Source organism: [Scytonema hofmanni] UTEX 2349 (assembly GCF_000582685.1).
Taxonomy (GTDB): domain Bacteria; phylum Cyanobacteriota; class Cyanobacteriia; order Cyanobacteriales; family Nostocaceae; genus Hassallia; species Hassallia hofmanni.
In genome coordinates this window covers 235856-253869 of the sequence record NZ_KK073768.1, presented here as the reverse complement: position 1 = coordinate 253869, position 18014 = coordinate 235856, and the positions used below count along the sequence as shown (strand labels likewise).

Below are 18014 nucleotides of genomic sequence, written 5' to 3'. Positions count from 1 at the left end.
TCCTTTTTTTTACGAACCGCTTTCGCCCTTGGCGTCTCCGTAGGAGAAGGACACGAAGGAAGAGAAAATTATTCTAAGTCGTCTAAAATAGCATCGAGTTCTGTTTCTGATAAATCAACTAGGTGAAAGTCGGTGGCGCTATAAAATGCGGCGTTGGTAGATGTTGAATTTGTTAGGTATGAACGCAGGTTTTTCTCATAAATTTCTGCTAGTTGATTGATGGTTTGCTGATGATGTATATGCTGGCTGTAAGACCAATCTATTTGGAGATATTCGTTTTGGACGCGAGCATTAATTGCTAAGAGGTGGGGACGTTGTTGTTTGGCAAATAGTCCGGTTCCTGTGGGAGCATTACTAATGTTGAATCGGCGATCGCTTTTGGCTACGCTGTCCGTCTGTCCGAGATAATTGAAACTGATGGCGGGTTTTTGTACCTTGGTTAAGGTTGGCTCTTGACTGAGATAACGCAACAAGCCAAAGCTAATTCCATGATGGGGAATGGCTCTGAGTTGGGTTTTAATTTCTTTAATTAACAAATTTTGCTCTGCATTAGCGGTAGGTTGTTTGAGCAAAATTGGATACAGGGAAGTAAACCAGCCTACTGTTCTGGAAAGATCCAATTTATCAATAAGTTCTTCTCTCCCATGTCCTTCTAAATCGATCAGCCAAGTATCAGCTTTGTAAGCATCGGTGAGGGATTTCACTAATGCTGCTAGCATGATTTCTTGGACGCTAGCATGATAGGTTGTGGTTGCTTGTTTGAGTAGAAGATTTGTTTCTTCTGGGGTTAATTGGCAAGATATTATAGCTGTGCTGTCTACTGTGTTGTGATTAGGGATGACTGGATAATCAACCGGTAATGTCGCTACAGAAGTTGAGAGCATGTTTTGCCAAAATGGGATATCTTTGATGATTTCAGTCGAGGCAGCCTGGTTTTGCAAAGATGTAGTCCACTGTCGATAGGAGGATGTTTTGGGAAGTAGAGAAATGGGTTGTTTATCTATAGCTTGTTGATAAGCTTGGTTTAAATCTGCCAGTAGAATGCGCCAAGATACTCCGTCTACCACTAAATGATGTCCGAAGAGTATCAGGACGTTGCCATATTCACTGAGGTTCGTGGCGTATAGCACCCGTAGCAGAGGCGATCGCTCTAACTGGAAACTCCCATGTTCAGCTTCCACCAATGCTATGAGAGCATCTTGCTGTGTTTGGGGCGGATAGTTGCTAAAGTCTGCGCTCCGCAAAGGTGGACTTACAGCCGCCCCAGAGTAAAATTGCTCCCATTTTCCCTGATTTTGAGAGAATATCAAGCGTAATACATCATGATGCCAGATTATAGCATCTAATGCCATCACTAACGCATCTATTTTTAAGGGTTCATCAATACTCAAGGCTACTGCTTGGTTCCAGTGGTGGGGATGGGGCAAATTTTGGGCAAAAAACCAATGTTGAATGGGGGACAGAGGAACCAGCCCAGTTAACGGTTCGATAACTTCCACTTGTTGGCTTAATGGTTTAGCCCTTGCTGCTAGTCGGGACAGAGTTTGAGCTTCAAAAATATCTTTGGGGTTAATCTCCCAGCCAAGCGCACGGGCGCGAGATACTATTTGCAAGCTAATTATTGAGTCTCCCCCTAACTCGAAGAAATTATCTTGGGGATTGACGGTTTCTAGTCCGAGAACTTCTATCCAGATTTGGGCAAATATCTCTTCTGTTTGGGTTTTTGGGATGGACGGGGTGGTTAGTAATTCGGGTGCTGGTAGGGCTTGGCGGTCAATTTTGCCGTTGGGGGTGAGAGTCCATTCTGTGACTAACACCACGCCACTAGGAACCATATAAGCTGGTAGTACCTCTGTTAAATAATCCCGTAATTCCTTGGTAGTAGGTGGGTTTTCTTTGGGGATCAAGGCGTAAGCTATTAGTCGTTTGCGCCCTGGTAAGTCTTGGCGTACCATGACTACTGCACTGTCTACCGCTGAATGTTTAGTTAAAGCGGCTTCGATTTCTCCTAATTCAATGCGATATCCGTTAAGTTTGACTTGGGCATCTTTTCGTCCGACAAAGCGGATGTTTCCTTGTAAATCATAAACACCGCGATCGCCTGTTTTGTAAAGTCTCGCCCCAGGTTCTAAAGAAAAGGGATGGGGAATAAATGCGGCGGCTGTTAAATCGGGGCGATGTAAGTAACCCCGTGCTAAACTGATACCCCCAATATAAATTTCTCCGGTGACACCAGGGACTACTGGTTGCAAAAATGAGTCTAGCAGATATATTTCTACATTGGCGATCGCTCTGCCAATACTTGGTTCACCGAGTAAGTGGGAACAATTTATTAAACTGGCACACACTGTCGCTTCTGTGGGTCCGTAGGCGTTAAAACAGGAGCGTTTTTCTCCACCCCAACGCCGGAATAAATCCCCAGAAGCTGCTTCCCCAGCCATAATCAAGGTTTGCAATTGCGGTAAATTTGCAGGTTCAATGGCGGCTACCAGGGAGGGGGGAAGGGTGATATGGGTGATTTTCCAAGCGGTTAATTTTTCCCACAGTGCAGCCGATGGAGTCCGATTTGCTGTTTGTTGAGGCAGTCCGGTCTTGGGGGTTTCCCCCAAGAGGAACTGCCGTTGCAGATATAGGGTGGCACCGCTACCCAAAGCCATAAATATCTCAGAAATAGCAGCATCAAAATTCAGAGAAGCAAATTGATAAATGCGACTCTCGGCTGTGACACCAAAACTCTGAGTTTGAGAGCGTACTAGATTTTGTATCCCTGCATGGGTGACGAGAACGCCTTTTGGTTTACCTGTGGAACCAGATGTATATATAATGTAGGCGAGATTTTCTGCTCTGACTCCTAAGTTAGGACGACTAGCGCCATGTATGGGTGATTGTCCCTCATTTTCTAGCAATATAACTTTGACTTCATCTGGAAATAATCCAGGTGGCGGGGTTTCTGCGCTGATAATCAAAGCAGTTTGGCTATTTTCCACCATGAATTGCAGCCGCGCTTCGGGATAACTGCGATCTAGGGGGAGAAAGGCAGCACCTGCTTTTAACACCGCTAACAGAGCAATAATATAGTTAATTGAAGGGTCGAAATATAAGCCGACAATCGACTCATAGCTGATACCTGCCAAGATTAAAATGGCGGCTAATTGATTCGCTCGTTGTTCTAATTCACCATAGGTAATTGCCTTATCGTCACAAACTAACGCCACTGCATTCGGATGTAAATCTGCCTCGGCTTCAAATAACTGGTGTGCCGTGCGGAAGTCTCCCCAAGTTATAACATTAGCTTTGCGATCGCGCTCTTGTGCTGATAAACCTGGAATTTCTCCTAACACCTCATCGGGGTGTTGTGCCAGGTTTACCATAATATTTCCCAGGCGTTCTAGCAATATGTTTGCGGCTGTGGCTGACAAAAATTTTGTCTGGTAGTTGAGTTTTAACAACAGTCCGCTATCGGGAATTACACCTACTGTCAAAGGGTAATTAGTTCTTTCATAAAACTGGATGTCATCAACTTGAAAATTTTGACGCTGCTCTTTTAAACTTTGATCAGCAGGATAATTTTCAAAGACTAAAATACTCTCAAATAAAGATTCACCCGCAGCTAAGGGAATCTCTTTTTGAATATCTGTGAGTTTGCTATATTCATATTCCCGCATCTGTACATGATGCTGTTGAATATTTCCTAGCCAAGTCGCAACGCTAACAGCCGGATTGAGACGAACTCGCATGGGTAGAGTGTTGATAAATAACCCTACCATATTTTCAACTTCTGCAAGTTCCGTCGGTCGTCCGGAAACAGTAACGCCAAATACTACATCTTCCCCAGCACCGTGTTTTTGTAAACACAATGCCCAAGCACCTTGAGCAATAGTATTTAATGTGATTCGCTGGGTTTTTGCCATTTTTTGCAATTGGGCAAATTCGGCTTGATTTAGGCGTAATTCTGTTTCTGCATAAGCAGGTAAATTCGTGACTATTTCTGTTGTTTCTAATTGCCAAGATAGCCGAGTTGATGTAGAAATTTCCGCCAATGTTGAGCGCCAAAATTCCTTGGCTTGTTGACGATTTCGCTCTTCTAACCACTGAATATAATGGCGATAAGGGGGAACTGGTGGTAGGGAATGGGGAACTTGTTGACAGGTTGATTGATAAACAGTCAGTACTTCTTTAAAGATGACTGGTAGTGACCAACCATCAAGAATGATATGATGATGACTCCAAATCCATTGCCAGGTAGAATCATCTAAGCGGATTACAGTAAACCGCATTAAGGTAGGCTGATTCAGGATAAATCCGGTTTGGCGATCGCTAATTAAATATTGCTGCAATTCATCTTTTTGTTGTGTCGTTGATAAATTGCGCCAATCTTGTTGTAAAATAGAAAAATCAACATTTTTGTTGACAATTTGCAGTGGCTGGTCTTGGTTATCCCAAATAAAAGCACTGCGAAGAATTGGATGTCTTTCCACAATCCTTTGCCAAGCAAAGTTAAAATTATCGACATCAAATTTACCGCTAATTTTACCTGTTACTTGTTCAAAATAAATCCCTTCTTCTGGGTTATAAATTGTGTGAAATAACATTCCTTCCTGCAAGGGGGAAAGGGGATATATATCTTCTAAATTCGGAAATCTTGCTTGCAGAGTATCTAAATCACCTTGGGAAATTCGCGCTAAGGGAAAATCTGATGGTGTATATCCACCCACACCAACTTCACAACAATGGCTGAGTATTTCTATCAGGTTTTTATGAAAATTATCAGCCCATTGAGTAATTGTTTCTTCTTGGTGTAAGTTGCAACTATACAACCAATCAACGCGCAATTCTCCTTCGACAACAATGCCATTAATATCAATGATATGTGGGCGTAAGCCTTCGGGATCGCGTGTGGGTTCTATATCTTCATTTAATAAGCGGAATAACTTGTTTTTACCGCTTTCATTTCGCACTTGACCAAGATAATTAAAGCTGATTTGCCCTGTTGTTGGCAATGTCTCTTGGTTAATATATTTTAACAAGCCATAGCCAAAACCGCGTTGCGGAACCGAACGGAATTGTTCTTTAACAGTTTTAATTAAATTATTGCAATTATCCTGGTTTAATTCCAAACGCAGAGGATAAAGTGTAGTGAACCAACCCAGAGTCCGAGTGATATCTAATTCTGAAGATAATTCTTCCCTACCGTGTCCTTCCATCATAATTTGTAGGGTGGAATTTTGGGTAATCTGGCTCAAGGTTTTACCCAAAGCTGCGAGTAATAATTCTTGGGGTTGAGTGCGATAAGCTTTATTCGCTTGAGTGAGAAATCGGTGCGTTTGTTCTTTGGTTAATTGCAGAGAAACTTTTTTAACTGATGCTTCTAAGTTCTCTGTCAAAGAGTTGGGGAAATCAAGGGGTAATTTAGCTGTTTCTCCTTTGACAGTATCAAGCCAAAATTGTGTTTCGGCTTGCATTTTGGTGGAGGTAGCAAACGTGTGTAGAAATTGACTCCACTGTTGAAAAGATGAAGTTCGCGGTGAAAGTTCATTACCACTAATTACTTCCACTAAATCTTGCAATAAAATCCGCCAAGAAACCCCATCAATAATCAAGTGATGGATAACTATTAAAAGTCGAGGCTGACGATTTTCTCCTAAATTAAACCACATCGCACCAGCCAGGGGTCCGTTATGCAAATTTAATGATTTTTGCAAGCGATCGCAAGCTGACTGCATAGCAGCATTTTGTTCTAATTCAGTGAAGAATGCTAAATCAATTATTTCCCAAGAAAAAGTAGCACTGTTTTCTGTATAAAACTGTCGCCAAACTTCTTTCTCTTTTTCAAATCTTAACCGAAAACTATCGTGATGAGAGGAAATCACTTGGATTGCTGAAGCGACTGTTGCTGGTATTAATGATTTATGGACTTCTAAAAGTAAAGCTTGATTCCAATGATGAACATTGGGAATATTCAGGTCAAAAAACCATTTTTGAATGGGACTGAAGAGAACTTCACCTATGGCTGTGGTGGCGGCTATTTCTGGAGCATACATCATTTTGGCTACCGCACCCAGCCGCTGAACTGTTTGTTCTTGAAAGATTTCTTTAGGCGTTAATAACCACCCTTGGCGACGCATTTCTGTGACGACTTTTAATGCTAAAATGGAATCGCCACCTAAATCGAAGAAATTATCTTCAATTCCGATAGAATCTAAACCTAAAACTTTCTCCCAAACGTGACAAATTACCTTTTCTGCATCAGTTTTTGGCGCTGTAAAACTGCGTTTAGCAGCAGCTTGATTCCAATCTGGAATTGGTAAGGCTTTGCGGTTAATCTTACCTTGGGCAGTCAAGGGCATGGCATCAAGAAATATAAAAGCCGCCGGGATCATATAATCAGGCAATCGCTCTTTTAGTTCTGTCCGCAATTGATTTCTATCAATCTGTCCGCTGGGTACTATATAAGCTACCAAACGTTTATCTTCTGGAGTTTCTGAGTAAACGATAACTGTGGTTTCTGCTACTTGTGGGAGTGCGGCTAAAGCTGCTTCAATTTCCCCTAATTCAATCCGAAAACCACGTACTTTTACTTGTAAATCACGACGTCCGAGATATTCAATATCACCATTAGTCAAACGTCGTGCTAAATCTCCCGTGCGATACAGTCTAGCACCTGGTTGTTGGCTGTAGGGGTTGGGAATAAACCTTTGTGCGGTGAGTGTCGGACGATTGAGATATCCTCTAGAGACACCCATACCACCCACATAGATTTCTCCGGAAACGCCCAGAGGTGAAGGTTCTAGGGCATCATCTAGTATATATATAGATAAGTCGGGAATCTGTACACCAATGACGCTACCGCGATTTTGGAAAATATCTTCTTTGAGGATTGGACGATAGGTAACGTGTACGGTGGTTTCTGTAATCCCATACATATTAATCAAACGCGGATAGTTGTCCCCATATCGTTCTATCCAAGGTTTGAGGCTTTGTAATTCTAATGCTTCCCCACCAAAAATAATTGCTCGTAAGCTTAATTTGTCTGCAAATTCTTGGTCAGCGCGTATAAGTTGACGAAAGGCAGATGGAGTTTGATTGAGGATGGTGACGCCTTCTTGTTGTAGCAGTCTGCGAAAAGCTTCGGGAGAACGACTTTCTAAATATGGAACTACAACTAGCTTTCCTCCATATAATAAGGCTCCCCACATTTCCCACACAGAAAAGTCAAAAGCGAAGGAGTGAAATAGTGTCCAAACATCACTTTCGTTAAAGTCAAACCACGCTTCTGTATTCCGCATCAGTCTGACTACATTGTTGTGCGTCACTAAACAACCTTTTGGTTGTCCGGTGGAACCACTGGTGTAAATAATATAAGCTGCTTGCTGGGGGAGAATTTCCGCAGTGAAGGTGAAATCTGCGGTAAATTCTATCCTGTCAATGACCAAGATTTCCGGAACCTTTACCGGTAGATTGGAGAGTAAATTCTCTGCGGTTAATAGTAGGGTAATACCACTATCTTCGGCGATAAAACTTAGTCGTTCTGGGGGATATTGGGGGTCTAAGGGTACATAAGTACCACCTGCTTTCAAAACTGCTAGTAACGAAATTACTAACGCCGCATTTCGTTCTTGAAAAATCCCAACTCTTGTTTCTCTCCCAACTCCTTTTTGTTGTAAAATATAAGCTAATTGGTTGGAGTGTTGGTCTAGTTCCTGATAGGTTAATTTTTGTTCAGCGGTGCTGACAGCAATTTTATCGGGGTGTTTACGGGCGCTATTAATAAAGAGTTCTACTAAGTTTGTCGGTTCCCATTCAGTAGTTAGTCTACTAGAACCTAAAGTTAAAAGTTCTTTGCGTTCGTATGCCGTTAACATCGGTAAAGTGTTAATGCCAACATCCGGCTGACTAACAATGCTAATTAACAGTTGTTGATAATGCGTTAATAACCTCTGGGCTGTTTCTGTGGTGAACAAGTCAGTATTATATTCCAGTGCAACTTGCCATCCTGCGCCAGATGGTTCTAACATTAGACTGAGGTCGAATTTAGCGCCGCCATTATCTATATATATAGGTGTAGCAGTGAGTCCTGGTAACTTAATTTCGCCGATGGGTGCATTTTGTAGGGCAAACAGGGTTTGAAAAATCGGCGAACGACTAGGATCGCGTTTGATTTGCAGTTTATCTACTAAAAGTTCTAAGGGAACATCTTGAAGGGCGTAAGCTGCTATACAAGTTTTAGATATCCGTTGGAGAAATTCTCTAAATGTAGGCTGACCAGAGAGGTCGCCACGTAAAGGTAAACTGTTAATAAAACAACCGATGAGATGAGAAATTTCACTACGTTGACGATTAGCGATCGCACTACCAACGATGATATCAGTTTGACCAGAATAACGAAATAGTAAAACTTGATAAACTGCTAATGCCACCATGAAAAAGGTAGCACCTTCTGATGAAGCCAATGATTCCACCCCAGCGGTGAGGGATACTGGCAGAGGTTCACGCAGCACAGCACCATTGAAAGTTTGGGATGCTGGACGTAATTTGTCTAGAGGCAAATCTAGAATCGGTAAAGGTGCTAATAGGGTGTTTTCCCAATCAGCTAATTGTTGTTGAATAGTCTCTGTTTGTAACCAGCTTACTTGCCATTCAGCATAATCTCCATATTGAATTGGCAGTTCTGGTAAAGAAACTTTTTTGCCTTCAATAAAGGCACTATAAAATTCAGTCAGTTCTTGAACAAATATACCCAAAGACCAGCCATCACTAATAATATGATGCAGATTAATTAACAGAATATGTTCTTGGTTGGATATCTCATACAAAACCGCTCTCATCAATGGTCCAGTGACGAGGTTGAAGGGAAGTTGCGCTTCTGTCTCTAAGATTTGTCTAATACTATCTGCTGCATCTAAAGGTAATTCTAATATCTTCTGCTCTAACTCAAATTCCTGTTCTGTGTGGATAAGTTGAACAGGTTCCCCATCTTCTACAGCAAACGTCGTCCTCAGAATTTCATGACGGTGAATAATTTGACGGCAGGATTTTTCTAAAGCTACTTGGTCAAGATTACCCACCAAATGCAAGGCAATAGGAATATTGTAAGCAATGTTACCAGGATTTAAGATTTCCTGATACCATATCTGCCTTTGCGCCAAAGACAGAGGCAATACATAAACTTCCATAATTTACAGTTGATGTTATTACTTGGAGGTGTTTTCAGTCTGAGACAAAATCTTTAACCAATACTCTTCATCAATGGCTTGATTGCCGGCTAATGGTTCTGTTATAGTTGATGCAGGTCGCTGAAAATCTATGAGTAAAACAATTCTCGTTTGATCAGATTTATTCCAGGCTTCATGCTCAAATGTATCATCAAAAATTAAGCATTTACCTTTTTGCCAACTTCTGGTTTCTTTGTCTACTCTGATAGCACATTCATCGGGTACAATCACGCCCAAATGACAGCGCAACACTGCTTTAGTCACTCCATAATGAGGACCAATATAAGTTCCAGGAGCCAAGGAAGAAAACCCCGCCGTCATCATACCCGGTATCGTTTCAACTAACTTAGTTGTTTGGGGACACAATCGGCAATTCTCCTCTATCTTTTGACCAAAAGCATACAGTCCAAAGACCTCCCATCCTTGGTTGTAAATATTTTTTTCTGGCCAGTCAATAAAGTTTTTGGGTTGCAGTTGCTCTAACTCTTGGCGGATAGTTAACCAATTTGCTTCTAAAGAGGTTGCAAATTCAAAATCACTTGATTCAAAAAACATTTTTTCCAGTATCTTAGTCCTAGTTGGATGTTTTTAAATTAACCTTGAGTAGTCTACCATGCTTTTAACATGTTGTATGACCTAAGTCTAAAAGTTACACAATTACCTTGCCTATGAATGATTCACTTTTAGATAATAAAATACTATGTTAATGTATTTTTCGTAGTGGAGCGAACGTTTGACTACATAAAATACACTGAATTGAGGTTTTTTTATACAAGTATCATCAGAAATTCTCAATACTCAACTCCCTGAAATTTGAAAAATTAATATGAAACTAGAAAATATTCGCGCAATAGTTACTGGAGCAGCCAGTGGAATTGGACGTTGCATCACCTTAGAATTAGCGCGTGCGGGAGCTCAAGTGGTTGGTGGTGATTTGGATGTAGACTCTCTCAAAGAACTGGAAACAGAAAACGTGGGACTACCCGGTAAAATTTACGGTATTCATTTAGATGTAGCTAATGAAACATCGGTCAAGGATTTTATTACCCAAGCTTTTGAAAAGATAGAAGATATTAATACATTAGTCAATAATGCGGGTATTCTCCGTGATGGGTTACTAGTTACACGCGACGAAGAAGGTTGGCTACGGAAATTGCCGACAGCACAATGGAAGCGGGTAATTGATGTGAATTTGACCGGTGCGTTTTTGATGGCACGAGAATTTGCAGCTGCGGCAATTGAGAGAAATATTGCTTCAAGTTTGATAGTCAATATCTCCTCTGTCACAAGATCAGGCAATCCCGGTCAGTCGAATTATAGTGCTTCCAAGGCAGGACTAGATGCAGATACACGCACATGGGCTTTAGAATTGGCACCCTTTGGATTTCGGGTAGCAGGTATCGCACCTGGATTGACAAATACCCCAATTCTCAGTCGGGTATCTCCAGAAGCTTTAGCCCAAATGACAGCCCAAATACCCCTTGGTCGCATAGCTGAACCTTATGAAATCTGGCAGGCAATGCGCTTTATTATTGAATGCGACTATTTTACTGGTAGCGTTATAGATGTAGATGGCGGTGCCCGATTTTAACCCGCAAAAAACCTAGTATCGCAAGTCAAAAGTCAAAAGTCAAAAAGTTTATAGGGCAGTCTTTTTGGCTATCTGGAATAGGTGGTTTATTTATGCGGTACTGTACTATAGCGTTTCCCATGTGGATGAAGTACAGAAGAAAACCTCACCCCCAACCCCTCTCCTTACTAAGGAGAGGGGAGATAAAGCGCAGCTTTATCGGGGTGAGGTTTAGTTGTATCTCAATCAACCGAGAAGTGCTATAGGTAAATCTATATATTATGACCCTTTCTAGGGTAAGGGCATTTTTTTATCAGGTTGCAGATGAGAAAATAACCTCTGCCAATCGATATAATTAGCGTTATCTTCTTTCTGTTTCACCTCAAAGGTGACATTACATGCATTTGAAAATTGTAGCGATCGCACGCAAAGTTCAGCTACATCCTCACGGCTGATTTTACCTCTGATATTATCACCTTGCTCAAAAATTAATTCCTTTCCTCCAGCTTCTTCAGTTAACGCGCAAGGTCTAATAATTGTATAAGCAATTCCACTTTCCCTTAAACTATCTTCTGCCTTTAACTTCCAAGTCAGAATTCCCCCCAATTGTTCATTTAATCTGACTGCTGGTGGTTCTTCCTCTAAATTAATTCCCGGTCTTCCGGGACGAGTTACACCGGCTGAACTCACAAGAACAAACTGTGGTAAATTTGTCCCGTAATAAGCTTTAATTGATTGTAACTGCAAAGAAAAACCACCATCAGAAAACTTAGAATTTAAAGCACCATCGTATTCAAACTTACTTAACATCAATTGAAAGGAGCGGATTTTGCTCTTCTCAATTGGGGGACAATCTTTAACAGTTTTTGCCCGAAATACCGGAATCAAATCGGCAAACGGAATGCGAACATCTATCCAAGTATTTGCCACAGTATCGAAAGAATAGCCGTAACCAATGCCATCCCATACTGCTTCTGTCCGCAGAAAGATTTTATAACGTTTACCGTCACCTCTAACGCGCAATTCGATACCCTCGTAACCAGATAAATTAAAAGGTGGAGTGAAATTTGTAGTTCTCACTGAAGCGAAACCTCCAGAATTTGCGGTGGAAACATTGCCAGTAAATAAAGCTGTATCCTCCACAAATTGCATATTACTTGCACTCACACCACCCATAACTACATCATCCAATGCACCCCAAGTATTCTTCAACTCATCTGATATATTTGCGAAATCAAATATTATCTTTTCGACCGGTTTTGGCAGAGATTTAGCTGCCGCTTGTACCAAGTTTTTCACACCTTGATATTCCACGTTTTCAGGAGTATCACCGACTATTTCCGGTAGGTAAAATTTGATGCCTTGATTGTATTTGGCTCTATCTGCGGTGTCTCCTTCTACAGGCTGGACTCGCACTGCTGTACAACACACCACAGCTTCAATATTACTCATTACCAGGGAAGTCAAAGTTTCCGGTTTAGTAATATCCCCAACAATTAAGTCAACATCATTACCTAAAATATTTCGTGCTTTGTCGATATCTCGGACGAGACATTTCACTTGATAATTTTTTTCCAGCAGTCGTCGCACTACACGCTTACCTACACCACCCGTTGCACCTGCTACCAGTATTGCACTCATGCTTTTTCTCCTAATGGTTTATCTTTATTATCGTTGGCACGACAGATGAAGGAGCGCAGATCTATCTCCAAACCTCAAAGATAAATTAAATATAGGCTGGTAGTAAGCGCTGAAGCGCTTATTTGAACGACTAAAGTGCTTACTACGAGTAAAAAACTTGCTTTTTCTTTAGACTGCAAACATCCGCGCAAAGAAAGCGACTATTTCCGACCAAGCAGAGGTAGTAGCAGCAGAATCGTAGCGATAACCGTCGTCACGCATGAAAGTATGTTCCGCTTCATACAAGAATACTTGGTGAGGTATACCAGCATTCTCAAGTGCTTTAATTAAAGTTTGCCGGTCAGAGTCTGGGATATGGGGGTCAAGAGTACCGAACACCATTAGCATTTCCCCTTTGATTTCGCTTACCCGCTTGATTGTATCAGCTACCCCTTTACCCAGTTTACCACTGGGAATACCCGTAGGATAACAGCAGGCTGCTGCCTTAATTTCGGTTTCAAAGGCTGCCCGAAAAGCTAAATGTCCACCAATACAAAAGCCGAGAGTGCCTATCTTGTCAGAAGAAACCGAACTTTCTGCCTTGAGGAATTCTATCACAGCACGGCAATCAGCATCATAATCTGCGATCGCTGTTCTACGAGCATTATCATTACCCCGCATCCGACCAATATCGTCTGGTTCAATAACCAAACCAACTGATTCAGTTCGATGAAAAATTTCTGGAGCTGCTACCACATAGCCATATCCTGCTAAATAGTTAGCTAGACGAATCATTGCACCGCCTAACTGATAAATATCACTGTAAAATATAATCCCTGGATAAACTCCTGGGGAAGACGGTGCTGCTAGATAAACACGCATTAAACTGTCATCAATTCTTAACTCTACATTGCGTTTAGTGATTTGCACTTTTTTGTCTCCTGTTACACAACTTGGTTAGAGGATGTTTGAAAAGTCTACGGTTGTATCGAGATCCCCCCTAACCCCCTTTTTTAAGGAACAACCTTCTCAAAGTCCTCCTTAAAAAGGAGGATTTAGGAGGATCTAAAATTTTTGATACATCAGCCACCACCTTTGAAACATCCTCTTAGAATGCGCGAATACCTTAATATTGTGATGCAAATGAATGCATTCTTTAATTATTTTCCTTTCTTTCTATATGTAAGTTTTATTAGCATACTTTTATCTAAATTTTTATGTTCTACTTCCGAACCTTATTTAGTTTTCGGAAGGTTTAACAGATATAATTTGACAGCATTTTTAATTTAAATAAACCACAAATGAGACTTAACTTTTTTGTCACTTTCGTAAAATTGGCGTATCAGGTATAAATAATCAGCGAACTAAGTAACATAAATTTGCTACACTAGTCAAAACAAAAAGCCCAATCTAGTTAACTTACACCTTAAATTAACTCATAGCTTTTATGCCTCGTCGAACCTCAGCACCGAAACGCGCTACCACCACAACTCTAGCACCTTCCACCGTCCACGTCCGCCTAGAGGGACTGGAAGGACAACACCAACGTCTCTTAACACAAATTAAGAAAAAACGCACCGAACTGAATAACTTTGTTGAGCAGATGCGCTCTATTGCTACACAAATTTATCAGCGCACTACTCCCAAATTTCAAAAAATAAATGCTCTTGATGAAGAAATTCATGCTCTATTTAATGAAATCCTAACTAAGAAAAAACTTGCAAAACAAACCAGACACAAAATTGAACAAATTTACCGCAATCTTCAACTTGCAGGAATCATCAGTCAAAAAGTCGATGACGACGACGAAGATATAGAATTTGACGAACTATTTGAACCCCACGAAGAAGAAAAGGAAATTCCACACGAATACCGTCAACAACAACCTGAAATAGAATCACCCTCCGCTGCTAGAACCGAGGAATCAAAAAAGATTCGTTCATACTTTTTGCGGTTAGCCGAAATCTTTCACCCGGATAAAGCCACTGACAGTGAAACGCAAATGCGTCATACCGAGATAATGAAAGAAATTAACAAAGCTTACCAAGAAGGAGATTTAGCACGACTGTTGGAAATTGAAAAGAAACATGAGGTAGGAGAAATTATTGATAGCAACAGTGAAGATGATTTAACAAGAAAATGTAATCGTTTAGAACAGCAGAATGAATTCCTCAAAAATCAATACGAAACATTAAAAAAAGAACTTCGCAGCTTTAAGAATACTCCAGAAGGCGCAATGGTTTCCGAATGCAAGAAAGTCAAGAAAAAAGGATTTGACCCAATTGATGAAATATCATTAAAAATTGAGTCTCAGATTAAAATCATATCAGAAATACGCGATTATGTCAAAGACTTTAACTCGGCAAAGATGACTATTAAAGAGTTTCTCGAAGGTCCGGCTGTTCTGAGTTCTTTAAATCAGAGTATGATTGAAGATTTTCTCGATCAGATGTTAGAAGAAATGGGTGAATAAAATATAAAATTAGATATTTTTGCCTCTAAATCACTGGAAATATAAATTCATCAGAGTAGTACATTATGCTTCGATTTCAACCTCCTGGTTTTGGGCATAAAGTCGTCAATACTTCCTTGGGAGGAATGGTTTACTATACGCAAACCACTCCACCTTGGTTAATGGCTGACATTGAGTTACCACCGCTACTGTTTTTGCATAACTTTGGTGGTGGAGCATCTGCTTATGAATGGTCTAAAGTTTACCCTGCTTTTGCCGCCAATTACCGGATATTGGCACCAGATTTAATTGGTTGGGGTGATTCTGCTCATCCAGTGCGAGATTATCAAATCAGCGATTATTTAAATACGATCGCTCAATTTATCACTCAAACTTGTAACACTCCTGTAACTGCGATCGCAGCTTCTCTGACAGGTGCTTTGACAGTGCGTCTTGCGATTCAACAACCTGAATTATTTAAAGCACTGTTTCTCGTTTGTCCTTCTGGATTTGATGACTTTGGGCAAGGTGCCGGACGTAGACTTCCACTTGGGTTAATTAATACGCCACTTTTGGATAATTTAATATATGCCCTTGGTGCTGAAAATGAAATCGCAGTTCGGAATTTTTTACAAAACTTTTTGTTTGCTAAAGCCGAACGGGTATCGGAAGAAATGGTACAGGCTTATTTAACTTCCGCACAACAATTCAATGCTAAGTTTGCTGCATTGGCATTTTTACGCGGCGACCTTTATTTTGACTTAAGTTTGTATATTAAGCAACTGAGAATTCCAACTGTGATGTTTTGGGGTGAAAAAGCACAATTTACCAGCGTCAAATTAGGACGAAGATTAGCAAATCTAAATACAGATGCAATTCGAGATTTTCAGGCGATCGCATCTTCCGGAGTCCTGCCACATTTAGAATTACCAGAGGTGATGATTGGTTTGTTACAGCGCTATTTTTAGGCAATGACGTGAAGTAAGGTGGCAAGATGAGGAGATGGGGGGAGTGGGGGACAATTCTTTACAAAGAAGGGCAAAAGGGGAAAGGGCAAGGGGTAAAGGAAGAAGAAAAAACTTTTCCCTACATGGTATAAAGCCCCTCCGCATTAAATATGGGGTTTATGAGTCCCCTTTCCCCTTTCCCCCTCTTTCTCATATTACCCATTACCCCTTACCCATCTTTTTCATCACTGACTGGTATACACGGATTCTTTTGTTTTGGGTTTCTTCTTGGATTTGATTGACTTGGTGGGAGGTTTTTGGACTTTTAGTTTGGGAGGACGACAGCGATCGCAATACAAGGGTTGTGATGGAAAGCAAGTGCGTTCAACCACCAGATTGCATGATTTACAGACAAAGCGATACACTTTTTGCTTAATCACACGAACGTGAGCCTTGACAAAAACTTCCTTAGATTCCACCGATTTGTTCCTTTCACTGAATAGTAATTTTATGTCTGAGTTGTCTGAGATTCTGAGTTTACTCGAAACAGAGCGCGATCGCTACGTCTTAGAAGTAGTTGAGTTAGAACGTCGTCTATCATTAGTCCGCAAGCAGATTACTACTCTAGAAGCTCTAATATCAGGGTACGCCCTAGAAGAGCAAATGTATCAACCTCAAAGACGTATATCTGATTCAACCTCAAGTACAGCTGTGCTCTTGAATAGTCAAGATGAAGTTGAGCACTCCGAAATTGAGCATTCCGAACAGACAGCTTCTCAACTAGTTGATTCTACCGCTCTTGTCAAAAACGAACCGGACATTTCTGACATTCCCAAATTGACCATTGTGAGAAAACCCGGAACTTTACCTTTACTAGAAGAATTCCAAGATTACTCGATTCAGAATGCCATTTTAATTTTGATGCGTCGGCGACCAGAACTGCATTTTCACGTCGATGCAATTGTCCGCGACTTATATGGCGATCAATTAACGTCGTCACAGTTTAAAACCGCAAAAACCAACGTGAGTAAAATGCTCTCCACAGGTGTGCAACTGGGTTTATGGTATCGGGTATTTCGTGCATTGGGTGTCTATACATTACGTTACGAAAAAGGAGTGACAAGCAAATCTATTGGGAAATAGGGCATGGGGCATTGGGCATTGGGCATTGGGCATTGGGCATTGGGCATTGGGCATTGGGCATTGGGCATTGGGAATGGGTTATTCCTCTCCCTTGTCTCCCTTGTCTCCCTTGTCTCCCTTGTCTCTCTTGTCTCCCCACTGCCTTAGATGTGGTTTACTTAATAGTGGCACAGTGTAACTGTTGTTCAGCAAATGCTGTAAAGCTAGGGGGTGCAATGTCTAGAGTGAGTATTTGTTGGCGCTGGTTCTTGAATATTGCAATAAGTAGCATGAGTGAATTATTGGGCTTTGAGACGAGTATTAAGTCCTAGTCGGCGCTTCAGCGCTGAAGCGCTAATCTACATATTATTATCGCGAATGAGGCTTTGAACTCCATTAATGAGGCTTTGAACTCCATTAATGAGGCTTTGAACTCCATTAATGAGGCTTTGAACTCCATTAATGAGGCTTTTAGCTCCATTAATGAGGCTTTGAACTCCATTAATGAGGCTTTTAGCTCCATTAATGAGGCTTTTAGCTCCATTAATGAGGCTTTTAGCTCCATTAATGAGTTTATCCTGAATGCGATTCCCCAATGCCTCATTAAGGCACCAAAAGACGGAAGACCGCAACCGACAATCAGAATTAAACGCTCTTTAAGTAACCAAACAAAATTAATTACAGTCATTGCGACGCAAGGAAGCAATCGCAAGTGCTGAGATTGCTTCTCCTGTCGGAGACGCTCCGCGAACATTTCGCTTTGCTACATTCGCTTCGGACATTGTGTAATTAATTATGTTTACCTACTTATAAAACCCCCATAAGCGTGGGCATTACTGAGTTTAAGCTTTTTACTACTGCACTCCTGCCTCAGCAAGTGCCTCTAGATGAAAGGCAAGATTGTTAAGCGACATTTGAATTTCGTTACTGTAAGAAAGGCTTCTCCATCTTCGAGTCGTGGCATTATCTAGCGCCGTTGTATCCAAGTATCGCGCAAAAACTACTAGCCTCTGTGAGTCAGTTTCCGCTAGCGCTAAATCTTCTAAGAATTCTTGAGGTGTCATAATTTCCAATTCCATTCATGTTCAAGT

11 protein-coding genes and 1 pseudogene are annotated in these 18014 nt (G+C 41.1%); 4 read left to right on the top strand and 8 right to left on the bottom strand.

The features are described 5' to 3' along the window. Window positions 1-68: 68 nt before the first annotated feature. Window positions 69-9173 (bottom strand): non-ribosomal peptide synthetase, encoded by a 9105-nt coding sequence (locus TOL9009_RS0106330; protein ID WP_029631929.1) that lies wholly within the window; start codon window positions 9171-9173, stop codon window positions 69-71. Window positions 9174-9191: 18 nt separating this feature from the next. Further along, window positions 9192-9767, bottom strand: a complete 576-nt coding sequence (locus tag TOL9009_RS0106325) for an aspartyl/asparaginyl beta-hydroxylase domain-containing protein (RefSeq protein WP_029631927.1) — start codon at window positions 9765-9767, stop codon at window positions 9192-9194. Between the two features lie 271 nt (window positions 9768-10038). Here TOL9009_RS0106325 and TOL9009_RS0106320 point away from each other — a divergent pair, with 271 nt between their 5' ends. Next, window positions 10039-10803: an SDR family oxidoreductase gene (locus TOL9009_RS0106320; protein WP_029631926.1), complete on the top strand. Its 765-nt coding sequence runs from the start codon at window positions 10039-10041 to the stop codon at window positions 10801-10803. Window positions 10804-11073: 270 nt separating this feature from the next. Here TOL9009_RS0106320 and TOL9009_RS38360 read toward each other — a convergent pair. Both TOL9009_RS38360 and TOL9009_RS0106310 read right to left on the bottom strand, forming a co-directional pair. Continuing rightward, window positions 11074-12429: pseudogene (locus TOL9009_RS38360) on the bottom strand (CIA30 family protein); the annotation flags it as partial. Window positions 12430-12591: 162 nt separating this feature from the next. After that, complete coding sequence (locus TOL9009_RS0106310) at window positions 12592-13332, bottom strand: dienelactone hydrolase family protein (RefSeq protein WP_029631924.1); 741 nt, start codon at window positions 13330-13332, stop codon at window positions 12592-12594. A gap of 517 nt (window positions 13333-13849) precedes the next feature. Here TOL9009_RS0106310 and TOL9009_RS0106305 point away from each other — a divergent pair. Continuing rightward, window positions 13850-14875 carry a J domain-containing protein gene (locus tag TOL9009_RS0106305; RefSeq protein ID WP_029631922.1) on the top strand — a complete coding sequence of 342 codons (1026 nt, stop codon included), beginning with the start codon at window positions 13850-13852 and terminating at the stop codon, window positions 14873-14875. A 65-nt stretch (window positions 14876-14940) separates the two neighbouring features. Beyond that, window positions 14941-15822, top strand: coding sequence for an alpha/beta fold hydrolase (locus TOL9009_RS0106300; protein WP_029631919.1), 882 nt, complete (start codon window positions 14941-14943; stop codon window positions 15820-15822). Window positions 15823-16046: 224 nt separating this feature from the next. Here the strand turns inward: TOL9009_RS0106300 and TOL9009_RS43160 are convergent, their stop codons facing one another. Beyond that, window positions 16047-16280 carry a hypothetical protein gene (locus TOL9009_RS43160; protein WP_029631917.1) on the bottom strand — a complete coding sequence of 78 codons (234 nt, stop codon included), beginning with the start codon at window positions 16278-16280 and terminating at the stop codon, window positions 16047-16049. Window positions 16281-16311: 31 nt separating this feature from the next. Between TOL9009_RS43160 and TOL9009_RS0106285 the strand changes: the two genes are divergently transcribed. Further along, window positions 16312-16944 (top strand): hypothetical protein, encoded by a 633-nt coding sequence (locus TOL9009_RS0106285; protein WP_029631916.1) that lies wholly within the window; start codon window positions 16312-16314, stop codon window positions 16942-16944. Here TOL9009_RS0106285 and TOL9009_RS46950 read toward each other — a convergent pair. The 3 genes from TOL9009_RS46950 to TOL9009_RS0106275 all read right to left on the bottom strand — a co-directional run bounded on the left by TOL9009_RS46950 (window position 16931) and on the right by TOL9009_RS0106275 (window position 17987). Further along, on the bottom strand, window positions 16931-17083 hold the full coding sequence (locus tag TOL9009_RS46950; protein WP_186227495.1) for a histidine kinase: 153 nt from the start codon (window positions 17081-17083) through the stop codon (window positions 16931-16933). The two genes, TOL9009_RS0106285 and TOL9009_RS46950, sit on opposite strands and share 14 nt — an antisense overlap. A 180-nt stretch (window positions 17084-17263) precedes the next feature. Beyond that, entirely contained in the window at window positions 17264-17611 is a 348-nt protein-coding gene (locus TOL9009_RS38355; RefSeq protein WP_242055073.1) for a hypothetical protein, read from the bottom strand. 166 nt (window positions 17612-17777) lie between these two features. Then, window positions 17778-17987, bottom strand: a complete 210-nt coding sequence (locus TOL9009_RS0106275) for a hypothetical protein (protein ID WP_029631914.1) — start codon at window positions 17985-17987, stop codon at window positions 17778-17780. Window positions 17988-18014: the final 27 nt, after the last annotated feature.

Coding starts and splice junctions, on each gene's coding strand:
- TOL9009_RS0106330 (WP_029631929.1), bottom strand. CDS start 9,173: ATGGAAGTTTATGTATTGCCTCTGTCTTTGGCGCAAAGGCAGATATGG.
- TOL9009_RS0106325 (WP_029631927.1), bottom strand. CDS start 9,767: ATGTTTTTTGAATCAAGTGATTTTGAATTTGCAACCTCTTTAGAAGCA.
- TOL9009_RS0106320 (WP_029631926.1), top strand. CDS start 10,039: ATGAAACTAGAAAATATTCGCGCAATAGTTACTGGAGCAGCCAGTGGA.
- TOL9009_RS0106305 (WP_029631922.1), top strand. CDS start 13,850: ATGCCTCGTCGAACCTCAGCACCGAAACGCGCTACCACCACAACTCTA.
- TOL9009_RS0106300 (WP_029631919.1), top strand. CDS start 14,941: ATGCTTCGATTTCAACCTCCTGGTTTTGGGCATAAAGTCGTCAATACT.
- TOL9009_RS0106285 (WP_029631916.1), top strand. CDS start 16,312: ATGTCTGAGTTGTCTGAGATTCTGAGTTTACTCGAAACAGAGCGCGAT.
- TOL9009_RS38355 (WP_242055073.1), bottom strand. CDS start 17,611: ATGACTGTAATTAATTTTGTTTGGTTACTTAAAGAGCGTTTAATTCTG.
- TOL9009_RS0106275 (WP_029631914.1), bottom strand. CDS start 17,987: ATGACACCTCAAGAATTCTTAGAAGATTTAGCGCTAGCGGAAACTGAC.